Genomic DNA, 21,987 nt, shown 5'->3' on the forward strand with positions numbered 1-21,987 from the left:
TCCCATGGAGGACGTGTTCGGCGCGCGGGCGCTGCGAGAGCGGGTCCTGCGCGCCTGGGCCGAATCCCCGGCGCGCTTCCGCGAGGACGCCAACGCCGAGGAGGACCACGCCCTCGGCGGCTACCGCGACCGCGTCGTCATCGAGCTGGCGCAGAACGCCGCCGACGCCGCGCGGCGCGCCGCCGTGCCGGGCCGCCTCAGGCTGGCGCTGCGCACCGGCGGGGAGCCGCTGCTGACCGCGGCGAACACCGGGGCGCCGCTCGACGCCGCCGGGGTGGAGGCCCTCTCGACGCTGCGGGCCTCGGCCAAGCGCGACGAGCCGGCCGCCGCCGGCCGCTTCGGCGTCGGCTTCGCCGCCGTCGTCGGCGTGACCGACACCCCGGCCATCGCGTCCGGGACGGCGGGCGTCGAGTGGTCGCTGAGTCGGGCCCGGGACCTGGTCGAGGGGATTCCGGGGCTGGCGGGGGAGCTGGGGCGGCGCGGCGGGCACGTCCCGCTGCTGCGGCTGCCGTTCGCCCTGGACCGGCCGCCCGAGGTCCCGGCGGGCTTCGACAGCGTCGTGCGGCTGCCGCTGCGGGGCGAGGCGGTGGAGCCGGTCCGGCGGCAGCTCCGGCAGGTGGGGGCGGCGCTCATGCTGGCGCTGCCCGCGCTGGAGCACGTCGAGATCGACGTCGACGGGGACGTCCGGACGCTGACCGCCGAACGGCGCGCCCCGGGCGAGGTGATCATCGACGGCGGCCGGTGGCGGACGGTCGAGGCGCACGGGGAGATCCCCGCGGAGCTCCTGCGGGACCGTCCCGTGGAGGAGCGGGCCCGGCCGTTCTGGCAGGTGCGGTGGGCCCTGCCCGAGGACGGGCTCCCCGGCGACACGCCCGGCGTCCTGCACGCGCCCACGCCCAGCGACGAGCGCCTCGACCTGCCCGCGCTGCTCATCGCGTCCTTCCCGCTCGCGCCCGACCGGCGGCACGTCGCGCCGGGCGCGCTGGCCGACCTCCTCGCCGACCGGGCCGCCGAGGCCTACGTGCGGCTGCTGGCCGAACTGCCCGTCTCCCCGAAGGTGCTGGAGCTCGTGCCGGGGCCGATCGCCGCCGGAGAGCTGGACGCGCGGATCCGGCGGGGGATCCGGGAGCGGCTCCCGGAGGCGCCCGTCCTGCCCCACCGGACCCGCGGGCGCGACGCGATCGCGGTGGACGCGCCCGCCGCGTTCGTCGAGGTGCTCGGCGGCCGGGGCGCCGAGGAGGAGACGGACACCGTCGTGGGCGGCCTGCTGCCGCCGGAGTGGCCCGCGCGGAGCCCGGCGCTGGCGGCGCTCGGGGTGCGGCGGGTGGAACTGGCCGACGTGATCGACGAGCTGGCCGCTGTGGACCGGGAACCGGCGTGGTGGCACCGGGTGTACGACGCACTCGCCGGGGCCGCCACCGACGCTCTGGGGGCCCTGCCGGTGCCGCTGGCGGGCGGGACGGGGCGCGTGGTGCGGGGGCCGCGCGGCCTGCTGATCGCGGACGGCGTGGATCCGGCGGGCCTGGAGGTGCTCGGGCTGCGCTTCGTCCACCCGGACGCCGTGCACCCGCTCCTGGCGCGGCTCGGCGCGGTCGAGGCCGGGCCGCGGGCCGTGCTGGCGGACGCCGCCGTGCGGGCGGCCGTCGAGGAGTCCTTCGACGCCGACGATCCCGACGCGGTCGCCGAGGCCGTGCTGGGCCTGGTCGCGGCCGCGCACGCCGATCCCGGCGACGAGCCGTGGCTGGCCGAGCTGGCCCTGCCCGGCGAGGACGGCGAGCTCTACCCGGCGGGCGAGCTGCTGCTGCCGGAGAGCCCGCTGCGCGAGATCATGGCCGGCGACGCGCCGTTCGGCGTCGTGGACGCGGAGGTCCTGGAGCGGTGGGGCGCGGAGACGCTCACGGCCGCGGGCGTCCTGGACGGGTTCGCGCTGGCCAGGGCCGAGGACGTCAACCTCACGGGCCTCGCCGACGAGGCCGAGAGCCTCGAACTCGACGACGAGGACCTGTGGGCGGACGAGGTGCTGCGCCGGACCGGCGAGCAGGACCTCCCCCCGCTCGTCCCCGAGTTCGCGGCGGTCCGCGATCTCGAACTCGTCGACGACTGGGCGGCGGCGCTCAGGGTTCTCGCCGCCCCGCCGTGCCGGTCCGCGATCGTGGATCCCGCCCATGTCGCCCTGCACGACGGGCGGCGTGTCGTCGTCCCGTCCTACACGGCGTGGTGGCTGAGCCGCCGTCCAGTGCTGGACGGCCGCAGGCCGGGCGAGTTCCGCCTGGGCGGCGACGAGGCGCTCGCAGGGCTCTACGACGTCGCGCCGCAGGGCCTCGACGAGCACTTCCTGCTCGCCCTGGGCGTCCGCACGTCACTGGTGGAACTGCTCGATGAGCCCGGGGGCGCGCAGGAGCTGCTGGATCGCCTGGGCGATGCCCGGCGGCCGGTGGGACGGTCCCAGCTGGGCGGGCTCTGGACGGCGCTGGCCGACGCCCCGGACGCGGCCGTCGAGCCGCCCGAGCGCGTGCGGGCGGTCGTCGACGGCGACGTCGAGGTGGTCGACGCGGCGGACGCCCTCGTCCTCGACGGCCCCGACCTGCTCCCCCTCCTCGAAGGGCAGCCGCTCGTCATCGCCGGGGAGGGGCGCGACGCGCGCCTGGCCGAACTCCTGGACCTGCCGCTCGCCGGGGAGGAGATCCCGGGGCTCGTGGGGTCGGACGGCGAGAGGCGTCCCGTCCCGGAGGCCGTCAGGGCGGTGATGCCCGGCGCCCCCGCCGACTACGTCGCCCACGAGCGCCTCATCGTGGACGGCCAGGACGTCCCGTGGTGGACGAGGGACGGCGAGGTCCACGCGAGCGGCGTCGCCGGCCTGGCGCGGGCGCTCGCCTGGTCCACCGGGCACTGGGGCGACCGGCTCCTGCTGGAGGCCGTCCTGCGGGCCCCCGAGACGCTGCCCGTCCTGCTCGCCGAAGACGACCTGGAGGCCTAGGGAGCCCTAGGAGGGCGTCTCGCGCCTGGCGGCGCGCTCGGCCTCCTGCCGGGCGCGGCCGGCCTGAAGCCGGGGGACGTACCACATGGCGAAAAGCCCGATGCCGATGCCGGCGCCGCACACCCACAGCCACCAGCGGTCCTGCGACGGCAGCCCGACGATCAGCAGCACGACGAGCGCCACCGCCCAGGCGGCCGTTCCGGCGGCCGCGATGCGGACGTCGTTGGTCTGCATCGGCGGCGGGTCCGGGCGGCGCGGAGGGCTCATGCGCTCAGGCTACGCGGCCTCGGCCCGCCAGTCCGCCGGTGACCATCGTGATGAGCAGCTCATAACTGCCCTCCAGGTCGGCGGGGAGCCCGAAGCCGCCCGCCGCCTCCAGGACGGCGAACCCGTGGACGGCCGAGCGCAGGCAGCGCGCCGCGTGGACGAGCTCCGGCCCCTCCAGGGCGTAGCCGCGCAGCGCCCCGTACAGGATGTTCAGCAGCCGCTCCGCGGCGTCGCCGGCCGAGCCGCCCTCCGGGTCCGCCGTCTGCTCCATCGCCCCGTAGCGGCCCGGATGCTCCACCACGTAGGCCCGGTACGCGTACATCAGCGCCCGGACGGCGTCGTCGCCGGACCGTCCGAGCGCGGCCTCCCCGAGCCGTTCGGCGAGTTCCTCCAGGACGCGCGCGGTCACCAGGTGTCGCAACTCCGCGAGATTGCGGACATGCTTGTACAGGGAGGGCGTCGCGACCCCGGCCCTTCCCGCCACCGCCGCCAGCGTGAGGGCACCGGGGCCCTCGGCGTCCACGACGGCGACGGCGGCGTCCACGACCGCGTCGGGCGACAGTCCCGCACGGGGCATCGCGACCCTCCTCTATGTCTCTTTAGCTAACAGGCTAAGGAGCTTAGCGAAAGTGTCAAGTGGCGGCGTGGCAGCATGGGCAGCACAGGAGACCGAAGACGATGACATTGCCACCGATCCGGGGCCGCACGGCGTCCGCGCCCGGCCTGGCCGAGGAGCTGCGCATCTCGATCGCGCGGCTGTCGCGCCGGCTGCGCACGCTGCGGCCGTCCGCGGCGGGCGAGGGCGGTCCGAGCCCGCTGTCGCTCACGCAGTTCGCCGCGCTCGCCGCCATCGAGCGGCACGGGTCGATGACGCCGCGCGAGCTGGCCGACCACGAGAAGGTGCAGCCGCCCTCGATGACCCGCGTCATCGCCTACCTGGAGGAGCGGGGGCTCGTCGCGCGCAGCCCGCACCCGACCGACGGGCGCCAGGTCGTGCTGAACGCCACAGACGAGGGTGCCGCCCTGCTCGCCGACGAGCGCCGCCGCAAGGAGGCCTGGCTCGCCATGCGCCTCGGCGAGCTGACCGAGGAGGAGCGGGAGATCCTCCGCCGCGCCGCCCCCGTCATCGACAAGCTCAGCCGCTCCTGAAGCCGCCGTCAGGGGCCCGCGGGCGCCTGGATCGACTTGATCGGATTCGTTGGCGCTTGCCGGAATGCGGGCGGGTTGATTACCGTTAGCCTTGGTAATGACTTCTGCTAACGAAACCCCCGACGAACCCGAGGGGACCGCGACGCGCGGCGCCCGCGGGCGGCGAGCCGCACATCCGGCCCGGGCCGCCGCCCTCGCGAGCCCTGCCCGCTCCCGCCGTCGCCGCCCCGCCCCGCGTCCCGCCGCGCACGCGCCCGCCCGCCCCGCCGCGCGCCCGGACGCCGCCCCCTCCGCGGCCGCGACGGACCAGGCCGGAACGTTCCACGAGACCGTGGCGGACGTCCCGGAATCCGCGTCCGCACCCACCGTCGCCGGATCCTCGGAGCCCTCCGGACCGTCCGGACCCGCCGTCCCCGAGACCCCGGGCCCGGAACCGGCCGACCGCGACGAGGCGCCCGCCGAGGACCCCGGGGGCCGCGCCGGCATGTTCCGCTCGCTCCGCAACCACAACTTCCGCCTGTACACCGCGGGCCAGGTCGTCTCCAACACCGGGACGTGGATGCAGCGGATCGCGCAGGACTGGCTCGTCCTCGATCTCGCCCACGGCAGCGGCACCGCGCTCGGCATCACGACCGGCCTGCAGTTCCTGCCGATGCTGCTGTTCGGCCTCTGGGGCGGCGTCATCGCCGACCGCTACTCCAAGCGCCGCGTGCTGATGCTGACGCAGGTGTCGATGGGCGTGCTCGCGCTGGTCCTCGGCCTCCTCGCGATCTCCGGCACGGCGCAGGTGTGGCACGTGTACGTGCTGGCGTTCGGGCTCGGCGTCGCGACCGTCGTGGACAACCCGACCCGCCAGTCCTTCGTGGTCGAGATGGTCGGCAAGCGCGACCTGCCGAACGCGATCGCGCTGAACAGCGCCACCTTCAACGGCGCGCGGCTGCTCGGCCCCGCCGTCGCCGGGGTGCTGATCGCGCTGATCGGCACCGGCCCGGTCTTCCTGGTGAACGCCGCGTCGTTCGGCGCGGTCCTCTTCGGCATCTACGCCATGCGGACGGACGAGCTGAACCAGGCCGCCCCCGTCAAGCGCGCCAAGGGCCAGCTCCGCGAGGGGCTCCGCTACGTGCGCGGGCGCCGCGACCTGATGCTCGTGCTCATCCTCGTCGGGTTCCTCGCCACGTTCGGGATGAACTTCAACACCACGGTCGCGCTGGTGGCGAAGGAGGTCTTCCACACCGGAGCCTCCGCGTTCGGCCTCGCGTCCAGCATGCTGGCGCTCGGCGCGCTCAGCGGCGCCCTGCTGGCCGCCCGCAGGGTCGCCCGGCCCCGGCTGCGGCTGCTGGTGGCGATGGGCCTGGCGTTCGGGGCGCTGGAGGTCCTCACCGGCCTGATGCCCACGTACTGGTCGTTCCTGGCGCTGCTGGTGCCGACCGGGATCGCGATGATGACGATCATGACGGCGGCGAACGCGTCCGTGCAGCTCGGCGTCGCGCCCGAGATGCGCGGCCGCGTCATGGCCCTCTACATGCTGGTGTTCCTCGGGACGAACCCGCTGGGCGCGCCCGCGGTCGGCTGGCTGGCCGAGCACTTCGGCGCGCGGGCCTCCCTCGTCCTCGGCGGGCTGGTCTCCGCGGTCGCCGCCCTCGCGGTGGGCGCCCTGGCCCTGCGGTGGAGGACCGACGAGCAGCGGGCCGCGTCTTCGGGGCGCGGGACGGTGCGTCCCGCCCTCGCCCGGTTTCGCCGCGCCCGGGTCGCCGAGCGGTAAAGGGCTCGCACGGGCCCCATAAGACCGGCGCGGTACGGCGATTCGGTTGACCCTATTTGCGTGACAAGGAACGCCGCCTGCTGAAAAGCTGGCGGGGTGGCCCTGTGGAAGCGTTCATGAGGCTTTTCGTGGCGCTCGTCCCGCCGCCGGAGGTTCTGGACGAGCTCGCGGAGGCCGTCCGGCCCCATCTCGGCACGGTCTCCGAGCTGCGCTGGATCCGGCGTGATCTGATGCACGTCACGCTGACGTTCCTCGACGAGGTCGACGACCGCACCCTGGAGCGCCTGCTCCCGAGGCTGGAGCGCGCCGTCCGCCGCCACGAGCGGATGACGCTGTCGCTGGCGGGCGCGGGCGCGTTCCCCGGCAACGGCGCGCACGCCCGCGTGCTGTGGACGGGCCTGTACGGCGACCGCCGCGCCCTGGCGAGGCTGGCCGCCTCCACCACCGCCGCGGGCCGCCGGGTCGGGACGATCCCCGACAAGCACCGCGGCTTCCGCCCGCACATGACGCTGGCGCGGTCGCGGCGGCCCGTCGACGTGCGGTCGCTCGTCGAGGCGCTGTCATCGTTCGCGGGCATGCCGTGGACGGCGGACTCGGTCCACCTGATGCGCAGCCACCTGCCGGGCAAGGACAACGCCCAGCTGGAGTACGAGGCGCTGATGACGTGGCCGCTGCGTCACAGCTCCGGCGGCGGAGGGGCGGGACGGTCGGCGTCCGGCGGGCCCCAGGGGACTCCGTAGCGCTCGCAGGCGCGGCGCAGCTCGCCGAGGTCGGGCGGGAACGTGATCTGGCGCAGCACCCGCCCGGACGGCCCCCACACCACCAGGCGGGGCATCCGCTCGACCGCGTCGTCGATGCCGACGCCGCCGAGGCGGTCGCGGGGCAGGTCCCACTCGACCCGGCCGCGCCGGGTGACGACGGCGACCCCGGCGGCCGACACGCGCAGCTGCGACCGGTTGCGGTCGTACAGCCAGTAGCCGAGAAGCCCGGCCAACGCCCCGGTCGGCATCGACCACATCGCCGTGGCGTTGAACCCGCCCAGGTCTGGGCCGAGCCACACCGCGCCCAGAAGCGCCACCGCCTCGCACAGCAGGACGCTCATGCCGTAGGTGCCGACGCGGGACCGGCGGGTGGCGTCGAGGACCGTGCCCGGCGCGGTCACCGGGCTGGGCGGGGTGTGGGCGGGGAAGACGAAACCGGACTCCTCCGGCGGCTCCGGCCGGGCGGCCGCGCCCTCGTGCGCGGCGCCCTGCGCCGACAGGGCCGGGGCGGGCTCGGGGCCGGGGGCCGACAGCGAGGACATGGCCGAGTGGAACGCGGCGCTCAGGTAGGCGTCGTACTCGGCGTCGTTGACCGGGAGCCCGGCGCGGCGGGCGGAGTCGCGCAGGTCGGTGCGGGAGATCCGCAGCGCCGAGAGGGGGGCGGAGAAGAACTCGTCGCCGTCGGAGTCGTACAGCCGGACCCAGGCGTGCCCGGAGACGGTCAGCAGCTCGATGCCGCCGATGCGGTCCTGGGGCATCTTCAGCACCACGTCGCCGGCGGCGTCCGCCCAGCCGAGCCCGTCGCCCTCCACGACCAGGCGCCCGCCGGGCACCTGCGCGAAGATCTCCGGCAGCCCTTCGAGCCCGTAGTCGGGACGGCGCGGCGACCGCGCCCCGGGAGTGATCACGCGGTAGCCGTGGTCGTCGAGGGCGTGCGCGAGCTGGAAGCCGTCCAGGCCGTGGGCGGGCAGCCGGGCGACCAGCTCCAGCCGGTGCCCGAACGCCAGCGCGGCGAGGTCGGCGCGGCGCGGCTCGCCGCTCACCGGGTCCAGCCGCAGGCCGGGCCCGACGACGACCGCGGCGACGTTCTCGGCGCGCAGGTCCTGGATCTCGCGGCGGCGGCCGGGGCGGGCCCGCACCAGCAGCCGCTCCGCCGTGATCGTCCAGCGGACCTGTGCGGCCCGCAGCAGCCGGCGGCGCGCCGCGAGGACGCCGCCGATCGCGGCGAGCGCCCAGCAGCCCGCGGCGAGCCGGGCGCCGAACTGGCCCGTCCCGTCCAGCGCGATCCGGACGATCATGACGGCGCCGAGCAGGGCGGTGAGCGCGCCGAGGAGCATGATCCGGCGGCGGCTCGGAAGCGGCTCCGGCGTGGCCAGCCGCTGCTCCTCGGGCGTCGCGCGGGACGCGCGGCCGGAGGGGGCCCGCGCGGGCGGCTCGTGCGCCGCGGCCAGCAGGGCCGCCTCCTGGTCCAGCAGGCGCTTCTCGGCCGCGTGGTCGCGCGGCAGGGGGCCGCCGCCGGGGACGTCGTCCTCCAGCCCGGACACGCGCAGGGCCTCGTCGAGCGCCGGGTCGAGCAGGTCGGCGGCGTCGCCGTCCAGGACGTGCATGGGGATGCCGAGCCTGCGGGCCGCCACGAACACCGCGAGCGGCTCCAGCCCCATCGCCGTCATCCCGCCCACGGCGGTGCGGCCGAACCGGTGGAAGACGGTCAGGACGCCGTCGCCGGTCGTGATGGCCAGGCCGTCGATCCGGGACCGCTCGTAGGAGACCATCGTCAGCCCGCCGGGGCCGACGCGCTCCAGACCGGCCGCCGACAGCCGCCAGTACGGGCGCGGGCGGCGGCGGCGCGCCTCCGGGACCGCGCCGAGCAGCCACGGGAACGCGGCGACGGCGCCGATCAGCGCGGCCCACAGCCACACCGGCCTGATCGGCAGCAGCGCCAGCGCCACCGCGAGGACGGTGAACGGACCCGCGGCGACCGGGCGCCACCGGCCGCCGGATCCCGCGAGGCCCACCAGCTCATGCTCCACAGTCCGCATCCTCACACGGGTCCCCGCGGGACCGTCGCCCCCTTCCACGATCCGGTCGCCCTCCGGAACCGACATCCATCGCGCCGGTCAGGTCGGGACTCCACCGCCGTCACATGAGGCTCACCGGTCGCGTGAGCCGAGCCTCCGTGGAACCGCCGCCGTGCCCTCACCGCCGTCGCCGCACCAGGCCGTAGCCGACCGCCCCCGCGATCGCGAGGGCGAGGAACAGCGCCGTCCGGGTGTTGGTGGCGTCCCGGCGGCCGCTCGTGGTGTCGTCGCCCGCGCCCGCGCTCCCGGGGGAGGAGGCCGGCGACGGCCGCGCCTCCTCCGGCAGCGGCAGCCGGTAGACCGGCTGGTTCACGCCCTCGGAGCCCACCAGCAGCGACCTCCCGTCCGGGGTGTAGGTCACCGACTCGCCCTGCACCTGCCGGGGCAGGTCCAGCGACTTGATCGTCTTGGCGGGGCGGCCGTCGGCGCCGACCGAGTACAGCCGGGCGCCGAAGTAGGTGCGGATGACGCAGGTCCGCCCGTCGGGGGCGAAGGCGCCGTCGGTCGCGATGGGCGGTGCGTCCCCGACCTGGCGCAGGACGTTGGAGCCGCCGGTCCGCAGCCGCGCCGGCGCCTCGTAGACCTTGCCGCCGAACAGCTTGCTGGCGATGTAGAGCCGGTTCGTGCGCGGGTTGATCATCATGGTCTCGGCGTTGCGCGGCCCGTCCTCGTACTTCATCCGGAACCGGGTCGCCGGCAGCGCCTGGCTCACCAGCCGGGCCGGCTCGGGGATCCGGTACACGGTCACGTACGGCCAGGCCCCGCCGAGGTTGTCGCCGATGTCCGCCACGAAGATCGCCGGACGGCCGCGGCCGTCCTTGCCGATCGCCATCGCCTCCCAGTCGCGGGCTCCCGCGCCGGCGAGCGTGAGCACGGCGACGACCCTTCCGTCCGGGCCCAGCGCGTAGACCTTCGGGACGCCGCCGGAGTCGTTGTGGGTGTAGACGACGCCCCGGTGCAGGGAGCTGGCCGCGAGCCCGCTGGACTCGGTGATCCGGGTGTCCTTGATCGTGAAGGCGACCGCGTCGCCACGACCCGCGGAGGCGGAGGCGGAGGGGGAGAGCAGGCAGACCGGGGCGCCGGCGAGGGCGATCGCGGTGCCCGCACGGACGGCGGCCCGGCGTGCTGACATGGATCGATCATCCCCGTTCCGCGCCCCGACGATCACTGATCCGCGCCGCTCAGCCCAGCAGCGCCCCGACGACCACGGCCAGGATGAGCGCGGTCAGCACGGTGGGCAGCAGCCATTGGGGCGCGCGGTTCACGCTCCTGAGCTTATTCGGCCTCCCGGCCGCCTCGAACCGTCCACCCATGATCTGCATCTCATCCCGCGCCCGGGGACAGCACCGCGACGAGCGCGCCGGCGAGCATGTAGGGGCCGAAGGGGAAGTCGCCCTTGCGGGAGCGGCGGGCGATCATGATGCCGAGGGCGACGAGGCCGCCCGTCAGGTAGGTCGTGAGCAGGCCGGTGATCCAGGCGTTCTGCCCGAACCAGCCGAGGTAGAGGCCGAGCACGCCGGACAGCTTGACGTCACCGAGGCCGATCCCGGACGGGACGAGCAGGGCCTGCGCGAAGTACAGCGCGAACAGCGCGGCCATGCCGGCGAGCGCGTGCTCGAACCGCCGCGCGCCGTCCTCGGTGAACGGCGCCGCCGCGGCGAGCAGCACCGCCGCGACGCCGTAGGACGGGAGCGTGAACCGGTCGGGCAGCCGCCTGACGCCGAGGTCGATGAAGCCGAGCAAGGCGCCCGCGGCCGCGAGGTACAGCAGCGCGGGCAGGACGGGCTCGAACCCGACCCGCCATCCGAGCACGCCGAAGAGCGCCGCGGTGACCAGGCCCAGGACGGCGCGGTGCCGGCGGGTGACGTCACTGACGTACGGCGCCGCCAGCGGCGCCGCGAGAACGCCGACGACGAGCCCGACGGGCACCAGCACCAACGCGACCATCGACCCTCGCCCCGATCCGCCCCTGTCCACGCCCCGGCACCTGACCGGACGGACGCCGGCTGCGGGGCGCCCCGCACCATTCAATCCGCCGCACCGGCCCCGCACATGGGCCCCAGGGCCCAATCGGGGCGCGGGCATCGAGAAAAAGCGCGGCTCACCCGCCATAATGATGCCGCGTGGAATGCGGAACGCTTTCACTGAAGCTCCGCATTAGGCCCTGGGACCTAAAATGGCTGGTGCAAGGGCCCGATTTGCCGCCGGCACCATGGCCGGGCATTGTGCGAAGCGCCCTTGACACGCGATGGTGGACGCATGCCGAATCAGGTCAGGACCGTGCGCGTGCTGATGTTCGTCGCCGCCGGGCTCACGCTCGTCATGACCCTGGCGTTCTTCGCCGCCGTCGGGGTCACGGCCGCCGCGATCGGCGCCGCGCTCTGGTTCGCCCTTCCCGGCGTCCTCAGCCTGATGCTGGCGCTGCGCGTTCCGAACGGCGGGACGGGGCTGCGGCGCGGCATCATCGCGCTCGAGATCTTCTACATCCTGCTCTCGCTCGCCAGGGTCGGGGAGGGCGACCCCCGGGGCGTCCTCAACCTGGTCCTCCCGATCGTCATCCTGGTCCTGCTGTTCCGCCCCGAGGCGAAGGCCTACTTCGGCGGAAAGGCGCCCGCGACCGGTTCCTACTTCTGACCCCCGGAAGCGCCGCGGAGCGGGCCCGTCCTCAGGCCAGGCTCGCGAAGACCAGGCCGGCGCCGAGGACGACGAGGAAGAAGCCGAAGACCGCCATGCCGACCGAGCCCGCCGTCCCCCTCCCGGACGAGGTGTCCATCCGCGCCGTGCGCGGATCGCGCGGGTCGTAGAACACCGCCACCTGCCGGCCCTTGAGCCGGGTCAGCTCGAACGACCCGCCCCTGGTCTGGGCGACCGTCTCGATCTCGGCGCCGTCCAGCGTGCGGAAGCGCAGGACCGGGAAGAACTCGTAGGTGTCGGTCCTCTCGACCCGGTGGATCCCGGCGACGACTCCCGCGACCCGGTGCGCGGAGGCCAGGAACGCCCGGCCCGCCCGGTAGCGGTGGACGCCGACCGCGCAGAAGGCCGCACCGAACCCCAGCGCCATGAGACCGAACGACCACGACGGCATCACCAGTACCCGCCGAGTTCCTCGCGGTCGACGCCGACGAGCGCGGCCAGGGCCAGGCCTCCGGCCGTCCCGGCGACTCCCTCGGCGACGTACAGGACCGCGGACAGCGCGTCGGTGCCGCCGCCCACCGGAGCCGCGACCCCGGCGAGGACGGCCAGCAGCGGCACCGCGAGGACGCTCGCCAACCAGCGCACCCGCCGCGCCCGGTCCCGCTGGACGGCGCCGGCCACCACGACCATCGACACGCTGACCAGGATCCACGGGAGGTCGAGACGGACGATCCGGTCAAGGTCGGAGAGCGGCTCGCCGCCGCCCCCGGCCCCGGCCGCCAGCCGCGCGACGATCGAGAAGCCGAGCAGCCAGACGATCAGCGCGGCGCCCCAGGCGCCCAGCATCCGGACCATCTCAGCGCACCCTGATCGAGTCGATGACGCCGTCCACGACGTCGTCCTTGAGCTCCCCCCGCCGCCAGATCAGCCGGACCACGTGCATCCTGCCGTTCCCTCCGATCACGCCGACGTCGGCGGCCTGCCCGGGGGCGCCCGTCCCCAGGAAGCCGCTGAAGGTGAAGTCGACGCGCCGGGCGTCCTTCGCCCCCGCGACCTTGATCGACTTCGATCCCGTCCGGTGGTAGTCCCTGGCGTTCATCATCGAGGCGGCCTCGATGGTCGCCTCCAGCATCTCCGGACGGCCCCGCTCGCCCAGATCGGTGACCACCGACAGGGTGGCCGTCCGCCGCGGGGACTGCACCGACAGCGCGGCGCCGCCGTCCGGCCCCCGCCCCCAGTCCTTCGGGTAGGCGACCGTGAGCACCTTCGCGTCGCCCCGGACGTATCCGCCGGGGGTCTTCCCCGACCCGCCGGACGAGCACCCGGCCACCGCGGCGATGATCGCGAGAGCGCCCGCCGCCGCCGTCGTCAGTCTCTTCGCACCCATCGCCGCCCTCTCAGTTCTTCGCGCATTCCGGCCATTGCTGGAAGGTCCGTTCACCATTCTGCGGGGGGCCGAGGTACTGGGAGTCGGTGATCTTCTGCTTCTCCCCCTCGTAGCCGCCCTCGACACCGAACTTGATCTCCGCCGCCAGTTCGGCCGCGATCTTGAACTCGTCCACCTCGCCCGTGTAGACGTTCCTGCTGACCAGGCCGCGCTCGTAGATCAGCCGGTCGAGCGGGTCGGCGTTGGGCCCGGGGTCCTTGGAGACGATCGAGCCGTTCTCGTCGACGGCGTTCCGGATCGTCTGGAACGGCATCATGAAGGCGTTGTCGCGGATCCACTTCTCGCCGATCGCCCGGTTCGAATCGTCGAAGTTGACCGTGGTGGCGGTGGTGGTCACCTGCTTGCCGGTGCCCGTTCCGCTCCCGTTCTTCTTCCCCGGGTTCTTCAGACTCTGGTTGGAGTTGCTCTCCTGCGTCGTGAGCCAGGTGATGCTCGCTAATCTGCCGTCCTTGTCGAAGGTCATCCTGGTCTGGCCGAGGTAGGTGGCCTCCCCGCCCGTCCCGTAGCCGAGCACCTTGGCGCCGCCCTTGATGGACCCCTTCACCTGGAAGGTGTAGGTGGTCTTCGGGTAGCCGTCCTTCGCCGACCCGCTCCGGTCCGTCGTGACGAGCGCGGCGTCCCCGGCCTTGCCTTCGAGTTCGAGTCCGGTCGCCATGTCCTTCACCTTCTTCTCACCCGAGGTGCTCGTGGTCAGGTTGCCGAGAGCGGCGGCCACCTTGAACACGCCCTCGGCGCCGACCTCCCACTGGGTGATCTCGGGGTCGCGGGTCCGGGGCTCCCATCCGGTGATCTTGTCGAAGGCCCAGAGCCCGGGGCTGACCTTCTCCGCCTCCTTGCGCGCCAGGTCCCACTTCACGTCGTCGAGCCAGTCGTCGGCGGCCTTGTCGTTGGGGAAGACCCAGGTGTCGCCGTACTTGAAGTTGACGGACCCTTCCACCTTCGCGCCCAGATCCCCGCCGAAACTCCCCTTGCCGAACTGCGCCTTGGCGCCGATCTCGGCTTCCGCGCCGAGCTTGTAGTCGGCGGGCACGATCGTGATGCGCGTCGAACCGTCGGCGTACTTGACCTTCACGAACTGGAAGTTCTGCCCGAACTTCACGGAGAAGGCGGTGATCGAATAACCGACCTTCTTGGAGTCGGAGCCGGTGACGCACGCCGAAGCCGGAGGTTTGTAGTCGTACTCCGGCGCCTCGCAGCCGGAGCCGAAGATCTCGCAGATCGCCTTCTTCGCCGCCGGGAGGACGGGATTGGGCATCATCAGCACGAGCATGCCGATAAGGATCGATCCGATGCCGACCAATGCCGCGTACTCGATCGCACTGGCTCCGGCGTCCCGCCATTGTGCGCCGACGTTTCGGCGAGATCCCTCACGCATGCCGGGAACGGTAGACCGGCCTTTTCCCGACTTCCAGGGCCTGCGGACCCGGGTGGGGGCCCGATGTGCTATAGGCCCCTGCCGTAGGCGCTCAGCCGAATCGGCGGGCCGAGGTCACCGGCCGCAGAGGGGATATCTTCACGACGTCCCCCGTCTGCGGAGCCTCCACCATCTTCCCGTCCCCGTAATAAATGGCGACGTGATGCGGGGGCGCGCCGAAGAACAGGAGGTCGCCGGGCTTGAGCGCATTCGTCGGCACATAGCTTCCGCGCGGGTCGCTGACCTGGTCGCCGGTGTAGTGCCCGAGCGCGATCCGCCCCCGGGACGCCTGGTACACCGCGTACAGCGTCAGGCCACTGCAGTCGAACCCGAAGTAGAGGCGCCCGTCATAACCGCCGGGGGAGCAGCAGATGCCCCTGGTGGGCCCGCTGTAGTTGCCGCCGCCCCACGCGTACGGCGTGCCCAGCCAGCACAGCGACCAGGCCACCACCGCCGCGCCGAACTCGAGGTCCTCCGCCGGCTTCTTGCCGGTCTTCGCGCACTCGGACACGACCGCGCCGCTGCCGCCGCTCAGCCCGTCGGGTGCGCCGGTGTAGGCGACGGGGTCCTCGTCGTCGACCAGCCTGATCTTGAACAGCCGGGTGATGGCCGCCCGGTCACCGTTGGGGAAGGCCCGGACGTGGCGGTCGCCGCACGTGATCTCCACGACCGGTCCGCTGCCCGTGGAGCCCTCCGGGCCCGGCCCGGTCCTGTACTCGCACTGCGGCGGGATCATCCTCGCGACGGCCCGCGCCGTCCCCGACCGGCCGATGCCCTTCCTCCCCGCCCTGTCGGTGCACAGGTTCCGACCGTTCCGGAGATCGTCCTTCTCCTTCTCGGTCAGCTCGTCCTCCCGCTTGAGCTGGCAGAGCTTCGTGGCGGCCTCCACCATGGCCGTGTAGCCCAGCATCCCGCTCAACCGCACCCTGGTCGCACGGGACTCGTTCTTGTCCGCGTACTTCTCCGCGACCTTCTCGGGCGGGGAGTCCACCATCCAGTAGCCGACCGACGACGGGTCGCGGCCCCACCCGACCAACTGGTCGACGGCCTTGTCGCGGAGCGGCGCGAGGGTGCCGAGCGCCGCCGCGTCCGCGCCGATCTGCGCCTGGTTCCGCATGTCGCCCGCCTGGGCGATCCGGCCGAACATGAGGAAGCCGCCGGCGAGCATGATGGCCACGCCCATGACCAGGACCGACGTGGCGACCCCCGCGTCGCCCCCGTGTCCGCCAGCGGATCTGATCCGTCGCAGCATCTGCGCCCCATCTTCGCGAGATCGGCCCCATGACCCCCGGAAAACTCTAAGGAGCCGTTGATCGGGAAGACAGGGCCCTGAGGCCCAATGAGGAATGGCGCGGGCGGCCCGCCGGCCCGCTTCGGCCGCGGGCGACCGCGCCCCCAGGCCTTTTCAGGGACCCAATTCCGGGCCCGCCGCTCACCGGCGGGCCTTTCGCCGGCCGCGGCGTTCCCGGATTTCCACGGCCTCGGCCGCCCAGCGCCGGGAAAGGGTTCTGGAAAGGGCCAGTCCGAGAGCGACGCCGAGGACCGCCTCGATGAGATGGAGGATCAGGCCGACCGCGGTGTCAGAGAACGGGATGCCGAGGACGGCGGCGGCGAGACTGCCGAGCAGGGGGACGGGGAGCGCGGCGAGGACCCGGCCGCGGCCGCCGTCCCGGTCGCGCACGTAGCTGCCGGCGGTGACGGCCATGAAGGTGCAGAACAGCAGCCAGGGCAGGTGGACCCGCAGGACCTGGGCGTACTCGTCGACGGGTTCGCCGCGCTCGATCGCGGGGGCCGTCACCTTCAGCGTGCAGACCGCGAGCGCCGCCACGAGCGCGGCCGAGAACCAGGCCGAAAGCACAGCGCGCATACTTCAGCACGGTAAACATTTAACGAGGCAATCCCCAGGGCCCCCGGGCCCCGCCCGATCGTGAACGTTCTGGCATTTCCGTGCGGTTCTGGGCCTGCGGACCCAGCCTCGGCGTGCCATGTGCCGACCATGGTGGCGCGGCATTAACCACCGGCCACTTAATTAGGTCCTAGGGCCCAAGCCCCACCGAAGAACTCCGTCTACTCTCATCAATCTTGATATGCACGGGGTATCGGGGGTTCGCGCGATGTGGTGCGGTCGTTGGCAGGGCCGAAAAAGGGATTCCGGCGCCTCCGCGATCGAGTACGCGAGCCTGGTGCTCGTCGCGTCCGCGATCATCGTCGGGCTGCTGGCCATGTCCATTCCCAACGTGGTCTCGCCCAGAACCAGGGGCGCGATCTGCAAGGTGTTCCAGGGCGACGGCTGCGTGTCACCCGAAGGCGGGGGAGGGAACGGCCTCCACGGGGGGACGGGGAATCCGGACGGCGGCACGGGCCAGGGCACCGAGGGAGGGAACGGCGGGAACGGCGTTGACGGCGGAACCGGAACCGACGGCGGAACCGGTAACGGCGGCAACGACAGCGGTGGGCCCGGCTGGAACCAGGCGTACACCGGGTTATCGCCGCTGCAAGCGGTCACCCAAGGCTTCGGTGACCAGGTCGGCAACTTCTTCAGCGGCCTCGGCACCGGCATCAAGCAACTGGTGTGGGACGGCCTCGGCAAGGCGATCGTCGACGACGTCACCGGCCTGGTGGACCTCGTCACCGACCCCGGCACGATCATCGACGCCGGCAAGTACGTCTTCGAGCATCCCTGGGACGCCCTCCGCCAGATGGTGGTCGACGACGAGACCGTCGACATGTGGAAGGACGGCAACTACCTCGGCGCCACCGGCCGCACCATCTGGAACGTCGGTTCCTGGGCCATCCCCTACTACGACGTCGGCAAGGGCATCGGCAAGATCGGCAAGCTCGGCAGGCTGGGCAGGGCCGCCTCGAAGCTCGGCAAGGCCGGCAAGCTGGCCGAGGAGTCGGCCGGCGCCGCGGAACGCGCCGGCAAGGCCGCCAAGTCCGGCGATCTGGTCGGCGCGCGCAAGGCCGCCGACGAGGCGAAACGGAAGGCCGACGACGCCAAGCGGGCGGCCGGCTGCAAACCCGGCGCCTTAGGCCCGCCCCGCGGGGGATCCTTCACGGCCCCCGCGGGCGCGCTGACACTGCCGGTCCTGCGCGGCGCGCGGGGACTCGCCGTCCAGGTGCGGGCGGCCGCGCCGACCCCGTGCGAGAAGGCCGACGCGAGCAAGACCAGGGTCGACCAGGCCCTGCGCGAGGCCGCCCTGAAGAAGATCGCGCAGCTCCGCAACGCGGGGCCCGGCGCCCATGGCGTCCAGCGCCACCTCGACCCGCCCGACGACCGCATCAGGCTCCGTCTGGGCGAGCCCAAGTACAACCCGGACGGGACACCGCAGCTCTACGGCCCGACCAGCAACTACCAGGGGTACGTCAAGGGCGACAACGCCACCAAGGTCGACCCCATGAACCCGAACCCCCGCCGTCCGGACGGCACGCTCGACAACACCGACGCCATCACCGGCGGGACGCACAAGGTCGGGCCCTTCTCCACCAAGTTCAGCGACCCGCTCGACTTCGCGCTGGCGGAGGGCGCCGCCCGGGCGAAGCTCACGACCTTCCCCCCGAGCGGCACGCAGGCGGTGGAGCTCTCGATCAACGACCTGCCGGCCGGGGCGGCGAGCCGGATGAAGGGGTGGTACCGCAACGCCGCCGACCCCACGCAGTTCAAGGCGATCAACTTCCAGAACGCGACGATCCGCGCGATCTACAAGCTGGACGCGAACGGGAAACCGTACCTCTACACCATGTATCCCGATCCGGTCAAGGCATTGAATCCGCCATGACGGCCTCACCGTGCCGCCGATTCGGGGTGTGGCACGGTGGGGGCGAGTCGTGGTCCCCGAGCATCGTCTTCGGCGGCGGGCGCCGCCGGGAGGAGGTAGGCAGAGTGATCCGTCCACGGCTTCTGCTCGTGTACCGCACGAAGAACGCCAGGCTCCTGGGCAGCGGAGCCGGGGTGATCGATCGCACCGGTCCCGTGCCGCGCCTGCTCGTCCGCACCGAGAAGGGCCTGGCCGTCCATGACATGACGGCGGAAGGCGCCCGGTCCGCCGAGCCGGTGGCCTTCTTCCCCGGCCGCGCGAGGGGACGACCGATCATCGGGGCCGGTCCGGTCGCCCCGGACCTGTCCCACGCCGTGCTCGTGGACGAGAACTCCTACCGGCTCGTCACCCGGGACGGGACCCTGCTGTGGGAACGCCCGTGCACGGGCCCGGCCGGCAACCCCGTCCGCTACGTGCGCTGGGTCCGGCCGTCCGGAGCCGAGCCGCGGGTGTGGCTGGCCGTCCCCGCCGGTGGCGCGGACCCGAACGACGCGATCGACCTGGCGCTCTTCAGCGTCGCGGGCGACGAACTCGACCGGCTGGTCGTCCCGGCCGGCGGCCGTCAGCGTTCGGTCGACCTCGCCTTAGGGCCTGACGCGCGCCCCTTAGCGGTGGGCCTCCGCGTCGCCGCCCGAGCGATGACCTTCCGGGTCGGCTCCGGCGGAGCGGTCTCGCACGCCGCGGACCGCGCACTCCTGGACGGCGACCCTTCCGGTTCGGGGTTCGTCACCGTCGGCCTGAGCGACGGTGGCGACACCACCGACGTGCGGTGGCACTCCGCCCGCGGGAAGGACACCGCCACCGTGGTCACCTGCGCCGACCTCCTCGCCTCCGAACGGGACACGGAACCGGTGCACATCGCCCCCGATATCACCGGCCACAGCGGTGGCCATCTGAGCGACGATCTCCTGCTCCTCGAACTGGAGGACGCCTACGACGAGATCGAGACCGAGCTCTTCGGAGCGGAGCGGTGGCGCCCGTCCAGCCACTGGCTGGTGAGATCCGGACGCCCGCTGGGGATGGTCGCCTACCCCGAGGAGAGCCACCTCGACGACCTCACCCCGGCCGTGCCGTTCGGCGACGGAACATGGCTGACCCGCGGCCGCGATGTGATCTACCGCTGGGGCCTCGACCGCTGAGCGAGGCGGCCCGTTCCGCCGCCGCCCGCCCGCCCCGGCCGACTCCTCACCTTTGCTCGGAGTGGTTTCGCTAGGCCCGCGGACCCAGGTTCTCCGCCCCGGATAAACCGCGTCGCATTTGGGTCTCCGGGCCCTCAAAAATGAGTCCTGGGCACAGTTACGCTCGGCCGCGGAGAGGTCTTCATCGACGAATACCGCCGCATGCGGACACCGATCTATCGCGAGGAGCGCGCAGTTGAGCGTCGTCGTCGAGTCCCCGAGCCGGAGCGAGCGGGCAGCGCGGAGCGGACGGTGGCGGCTGCCCGCCCTGGTCGGGATCTACACCCTGGCCAGCCTGGTCGGGGCCGGCCTCCTCTTCGTGGTGCAGCCGATGGTCACCAAGATGATCCTGCCGGCCTATGGCGGATCGCCGATGGTGTGGAACACGGCGGTGCTGTTCTTTCAGGGGGCCTTGCTGCTCGGTTACGGATATGCGCATTTCGCTCAGCGGCTGGGCGCGAGAAAGCAGCCGATCCTCCACGCGGTCCTCATTCTGCTGCCGCTCCCGCTGCTTCCCATCGCCGCGCCGGAATGGGCGGGGGCCCCGGCGTCCGCTCCCCCCGCGCTGTGGCTGCTGCTGGTGCTGACCGTCATGGTCGGCGCGCCGTTCACGGCGGTCGCGGCGACCAGCCCGCTGATCCAGCGCTGGTACTCCTGGTCCGACCTGCCGCGCTCCGGCGACCCGTACTTCCTCTACGCGGCCGGGAACACGGGAAGCCTGCTGGCGCTGCTGTCCTACCCGCTCTTCATCGAGCCGGCGGCCGAGGTGGGCGGGCAGGCGACCTGGTGGGCGATCGGCTACGGCGTCTTCGTGACGCTGATGGCCGCGTGCGCGGTGGTGGTCCGCCGGGCGGTCCGGCCCGGCGCGGCCGGCGCTCCCGAGAGCGAGGCTCCCGAGACCGGGCCCGCGGAGGAGGCCGCCGCTCACGGCGCGGGGGAGGAGCCCATCGGATGGCGCCGCCGCGGGCGCTGGCTGTTCCTCGCGTTCGTGCCGTCCTCGCTCATGCTGGGCGTCACGGCGCACATGTCGACCGACATCGCGCCCGTGCCGCTGATGTGGGTGATCCCGCTGGCGCTGTACCTGGTCACCTTCATCGTGGCGTTCGCCCTGCGCACGCATCGCCGGCTGCCCGCAGCGGTGGTCGCGTCGGCGATCGCCGCGGTCGTGCTGCCCTGGACGCTGATCAGAGGAGGCATCGGGTACGCCCCGGCGGCCATCGCCCTCGACCTGGCGCTGCTCGCCCTGGCGGGCCTCACCTGCCACGACCTGCTGGCCGCCGACCGGCCGGCGCCCCGGCGGCTGACGGAGTTCTTCTTCGTCACCTCGGTCGGCGGCGCGCTCGGCGGCCTGTTCAACGGCATCGTGGCCCCGCTGGTGTTCAACTGGACCGCCGAACTGCCGGTGGTCGTGGCGAGCCTCGGCCTCCTGCCCCTGGCGGCGCGGTGGCCGGCGCGGAGCATCCCGGGGTCCGCGCCCACCCGGTGGGCGTTCCTGGTGACCGCGCCGCTCGCCGCGCTGCTGCTGTGCTTCATGGACACGACGGCCCTGCGCTGCGCCGGGTTCGCGCTCGCCGCGTCCTGGATCCTGCTGATCGTCCGGCGGCCCCGTGTACTGGCGGCCGTGGCGGTGGCGGCGGTGCTGGTCCCGTTCACGGTCAAGCAGTCGCACAGCATCGACCGGGAGCGCACGTTCTTCGGGCAGTACCAGGTGCGGCTCACCCCCGAGCGGGCCACGTTCGTGCACGGGACGACCGTCCACGGCTTCCAGCTGCGCGCGCCCGGGCAGCGCATGACGCCGGTCTCGTACTACGCGCGGCGCGGGCCGATCGGCGACGTGTTCGCCGCGTACGGCGCGGGGCCGCGGTCCGGCCGGGTGGCCGTCGTGGGGCTCGGCGCAGGCGGCCTCGCCGCGTACGGTCGCCCGGGCCAGCGGATGGACTTCTTCGAGATCGACCCGGCGGTGGTCCGCATCGCCCGCGACCCGCGCTACTTCACCTACCTCCGCGACTGCCCCTGCCGCGTGCGGACCATCGTCGGCGACGGCCGCCTGGAGCTCCAGCGCGCACCGGACCGCTCGTACGGGATGATCCTTCTGGACGCCTTCAGCTCCGACGCGGTGCCGACCCACCTGCTCACCCGGCAGGCCATCGGGCTGTACGCCGCCAAGCTCGCGCCCGGCGGCGTCCTGGTCTTCAACGTGTCGAACCGCAACCTGGAGCTGGCCCCCATGCTGGGCGCGACCGGCCGGGCGGCCGGGATGGCGACGCTCACCGCGTCGGACACCGCCCCGAAGGGCGACAGGCTGTCGTTCTCGTCCGAGTGGGTGGCGATGGCCCGGTCGGCGGACGACCTGCGTCCTCTCGCCGCCCGCTCCACCCGCTGGCACGGGATCCGCAGCGGCGGCCCGGTGTGGACCGACGCCCACTCCGCCCTGTTCGAGCTGCTGAAGATGAACCGCCGCTGACGGGCGTGGTCCGTGCGGCCTCGCGGGCCGCGCGGACC

General features: G+C 73.4%; 20 protein-coding genes. 8 read left to right on the forward strand and 12 right to left on the reverse strand.

Features of this window, described 5'->3' with window-relative positions; all coding sequences use genetic code 11:
- Positions 1 to 4: 4 nt before the first annotated feature.
- Complete coding sequence (locus AB0C87_RS39355) at positions 5 to 2,977, forward strand: hypothetical protein (RefSeq protein WP_360581737.1); 2,973 nt, start codon at positions 5 to 7, stop codon at positions 2,975 to 2,977.
- Between the two features lie 6 nt (positions 2,978 to 2,983).
- Here AB0C87_RS39355 and AB0C87_RS39360 read toward each other — a convergent pair whose 3' ends face one another.
- Together AB0C87_RS39360 and AB0C87_RS39365 are read right to left on the reverse strand one after the other, a co-directional pair.
- The gene (locus tag AB0C87_RS39360) at positions 2,984 to 3,244 is read right to left on the reverse strand and encodes a DUF2530 domain-containing protein (protein ID WP_353832450.1); all 261 of its coding nucleotides are present in this window, start codon (positions 3,242 to 3,244) and stop codon (positions 2,984 to 2,986) included.
- A 4-nt stretch (positions 3,245 to 3,248) separates the two neighbouring features.
- Entirely contained in the window at positions 3,249 to 3,821 is a 573-nt protein-coding gene (locus AB0C87_RS39365; protein WP_345173151.1) for a TetR-like C-terminal domain-containing protein, read from the reverse strand.
- A 101-nt stretch (positions 3,822 to 3,922) separates the two neighbouring features.
- On the opposite strand from AB0C87_RS39365, the gene AB0C87_RS39370 reads away from it, so the two are divergent.
- The 3 genes from AB0C87_RS39370 to thpR all read left to right on the forward strand — a co-directional run bounded on the left by AB0C87_RS39370 (position 3,923) and on the right by thpR (position 6,895).
- Entirely contained in the window at positions 3,923 to 4,393 is a 471-nt protein-coding gene (locus tag AB0C87_RS39370) for a MarR family transcriptional regulator (RefSeq protein WP_345173153.1), read from the forward strand.
- A 484-nt stretch (positions 4,394 to 4,877) separates the two neighbouring features.
- Entirely contained in the window at positions 4,878 to 6,155 is a 1,278-nt protein-coding gene (locus AB0C87_RS39375; protein ID WP_345173594.1) for an MFS transporter, read from the forward strand.
- A gap of 116 nt (positions 6,156 to 6,271) precedes the next feature.
- The gene (gene thpR / locus AB0C87_RS39380) at positions 6,272 to 6,895 is read left to right on the forward strand and encodes an RNA 2',3'-cyclic phosphodiesterase (protein ID WP_353832451.1); all 624 of its coding nucleotides are present in this window, start codon (positions 6,272 to 6,274) and stop codon (positions 6,893 to 6,895) included.
- Here thpR and AB0C87_RS39385 read toward each other — a convergent pair.
- The 4 genes from AB0C87_RS39385 to AB0C87_RS39400 form a co-directional block, all read right to left on the reverse strand.
- Complete coding sequence (locus AB0C87_RS39385) at positions 6,832 to 8,946, reverse strand: hypothetical protein (protein ID WP_360581738.1); 2,115 nt, start codon at positions 8,944 to 8,946, stop codon at positions 6,832 to 6,834. The two genes, thpR and AB0C87_RS39385, sit on opposite strands and share 64 nt — an antisense overlap.
- 166 nt (positions 8,947 to 9,112) lie before the next feature.
- Positions 9,113 to 10,126: a hypothetical protein gene (locus AB0C87_RS39390; protein WP_360581739.1), complete on the reverse strand. Its 1,014-nt coding sequence runs from the start codon at positions 10,124 to 10,126 to the stop codon at positions 9,113 to 9,115.
- A 49-nt stretch (positions 10,127 to 10,175) separates the two neighbouring features.
- Positions 10,176 to 10,307 carry a hypothetical protein gene (locus AB0C87_RS39395; protein ID WP_268248262.1) on the reverse strand — a complete coding sequence of 44 codons (132 nt, stop codon included), beginning with the start codon at positions 10,305 to 10,307 and terminating at the stop codon, positions 10,176 to 10,178.
- Positions 10,308 to 10,317: 10 nt separating this feature from the next.
- Positions 10,318 to 10,941, reverse strand: a complete 624-nt coding sequence (locus AB0C87_RS39400; RefSeq protein WP_360581740.1) for an A24 family peptidase — start codon at positions 10,939 to 10,941, stop codon at positions 10,318 to 10,320.
- 312 nt (positions 10,942 to 11,253) lie between these two features.
- Between AB0C87_RS39400 and AB0C87_RS39405 the strand changes: the two genes are divergently transcribed.
- Entirely contained in the window at positions 11,254 to 11,628 is a 375-nt protein-coding gene (locus AB0C87_RS39405; RefSeq protein ID WP_353832455.1) for a hypothetical protein, read from the forward strand.
- A 31-nt stretch (positions 11,629 to 11,659) separates the two neighbouring features.
- Here the strand turns inward: AB0C87_RS39405 and AB0C87_RS39410 are convergent, their stop codons facing one another.
- From AB0C87_RS39410 to AB0C87_RS39435, 6 genes are all read right to left on the reverse strand, one after another.
- Positions 11,660 to 12,079: a DUF3592 domain-containing protein gene (locus AB0C87_RS39410; RefSeq protein ID WP_353832456.1), complete on the reverse strand. Its 420-nt coding sequence runs from the start codon at positions 12,077 to 12,079 to the stop codon at positions 11,660 to 11,662.
- Positions 12,079 to 12,483: a hypothetical protein gene (locus AB0C87_RS39415; protein ID WP_345173168.1), complete on the reverse strand. Its 405-nt coding sequence runs from the start codon at positions 12,481 to 12,483 to the stop codon at positions 12,079 to 12,081. The genes AB0C87_RS39410 and AB0C87_RS39415 overlap by 1 nt, the downstream gene beginning before the upstream one ends.
- 1 nt (position 12,484) lies before the next feature.
- Complete coding sequence (locus tag AB0C87_RS39420) at positions 12,485 to 13,015, reverse strand: hypothetical protein (RefSeq protein ID WP_345173169.1); 531 nt, start codon at positions 13,013 to 13,015, stop codon at positions 12,485 to 12,487.
- Positions 13,016 to 13,025: 10 nt separating this feature from the next.
- Complete coding sequence (locus tag AB0C87_RS39425; RefSeq protein ID WP_353832457.1) at positions 13,026 to 14,450, reverse strand: hypothetical protein; 1,425 nt, start codon at positions 14,448 to 14,450, stop codon at positions 13,026 to 13,028.
- A gap of 91 nt (positions 14,451 to 14,541) precedes the next feature.
- Entirely contained in the window at positions 14,542 to 15,741 is a 1,200-nt protein-coding gene (locus AB0C87_RS39430) for an NlpC/P60 family protein (protein WP_353832458.1), read from the reverse strand.
- Between the two features lie 180 nt (positions 15,742 to 15,921).
- Entirely contained in the window at positions 15,922 to 16,356 is a 435-nt protein-coding gene (locus AB0C87_RS39435) for a hypothetical protein (protein ID WP_360581741.1), read from the reverse strand.
- Positions 16,357 to 16,603: 247 nt separating this feature from the next.
- On the opposite strand from AB0C87_RS39435, the gene AB0C87_RS39440 reads away from it, so the two are divergent.
- The 3 genes from AB0C87_RS39440 (at position 16,604) to AB0C87_RS39450 (ending at position 21,949) form a co-directional block, all read left to right on the forward strand.
- The gene (locus AB0C87_RS39440; RefSeq protein ID WP_345173175.1) at positions 16,604 to 18,268 is read left to right on the forward strand and encodes a hypothetical protein; all 1,665 of its coding nucleotides are present in this window, start codon (positions 16,604 to 16,606) and stop codon (positions 18,266 to 18,268) included.
- Between the two features lie 104 nt (positions 18,269 to 18,372).
- A complete protein-coding gene (locus tag AB0C87_RS39445) occupies positions 18,373 to 19,446 on the forward strand; it encodes a hypothetical protein (protein ID WP_345173177.1) in 1,074 nt (357 codons plus the stop codon).
- A gap of 235 nt (positions 19,447 to 19,681) precedes the next feature.
- On the forward strand, positions 19,682 to 21,949 hold the full coding sequence (locus AB0C87_RS39450; RefSeq protein ID WP_360581742.1) for a fused MFS/spermidine synthase: 2,268 nt from the start codon (positions 19,682 to 19,684) through the stop codon (positions 21,947 to 21,949).
- The last annotated feature ends 38 nt before the right edge of the window (positions 21,950 to 21,987 follow it).

The sequence above is a fragment of the Actinomadura sp. NPDC048021 genome (assembly GCF_040653135.1).
GTDB lineage: Bacteria > Actinomycetota > Actinomycetes > Streptosporangiales > Streptosporangiaceae > Spirillospora > Spirillospora verrucosospora.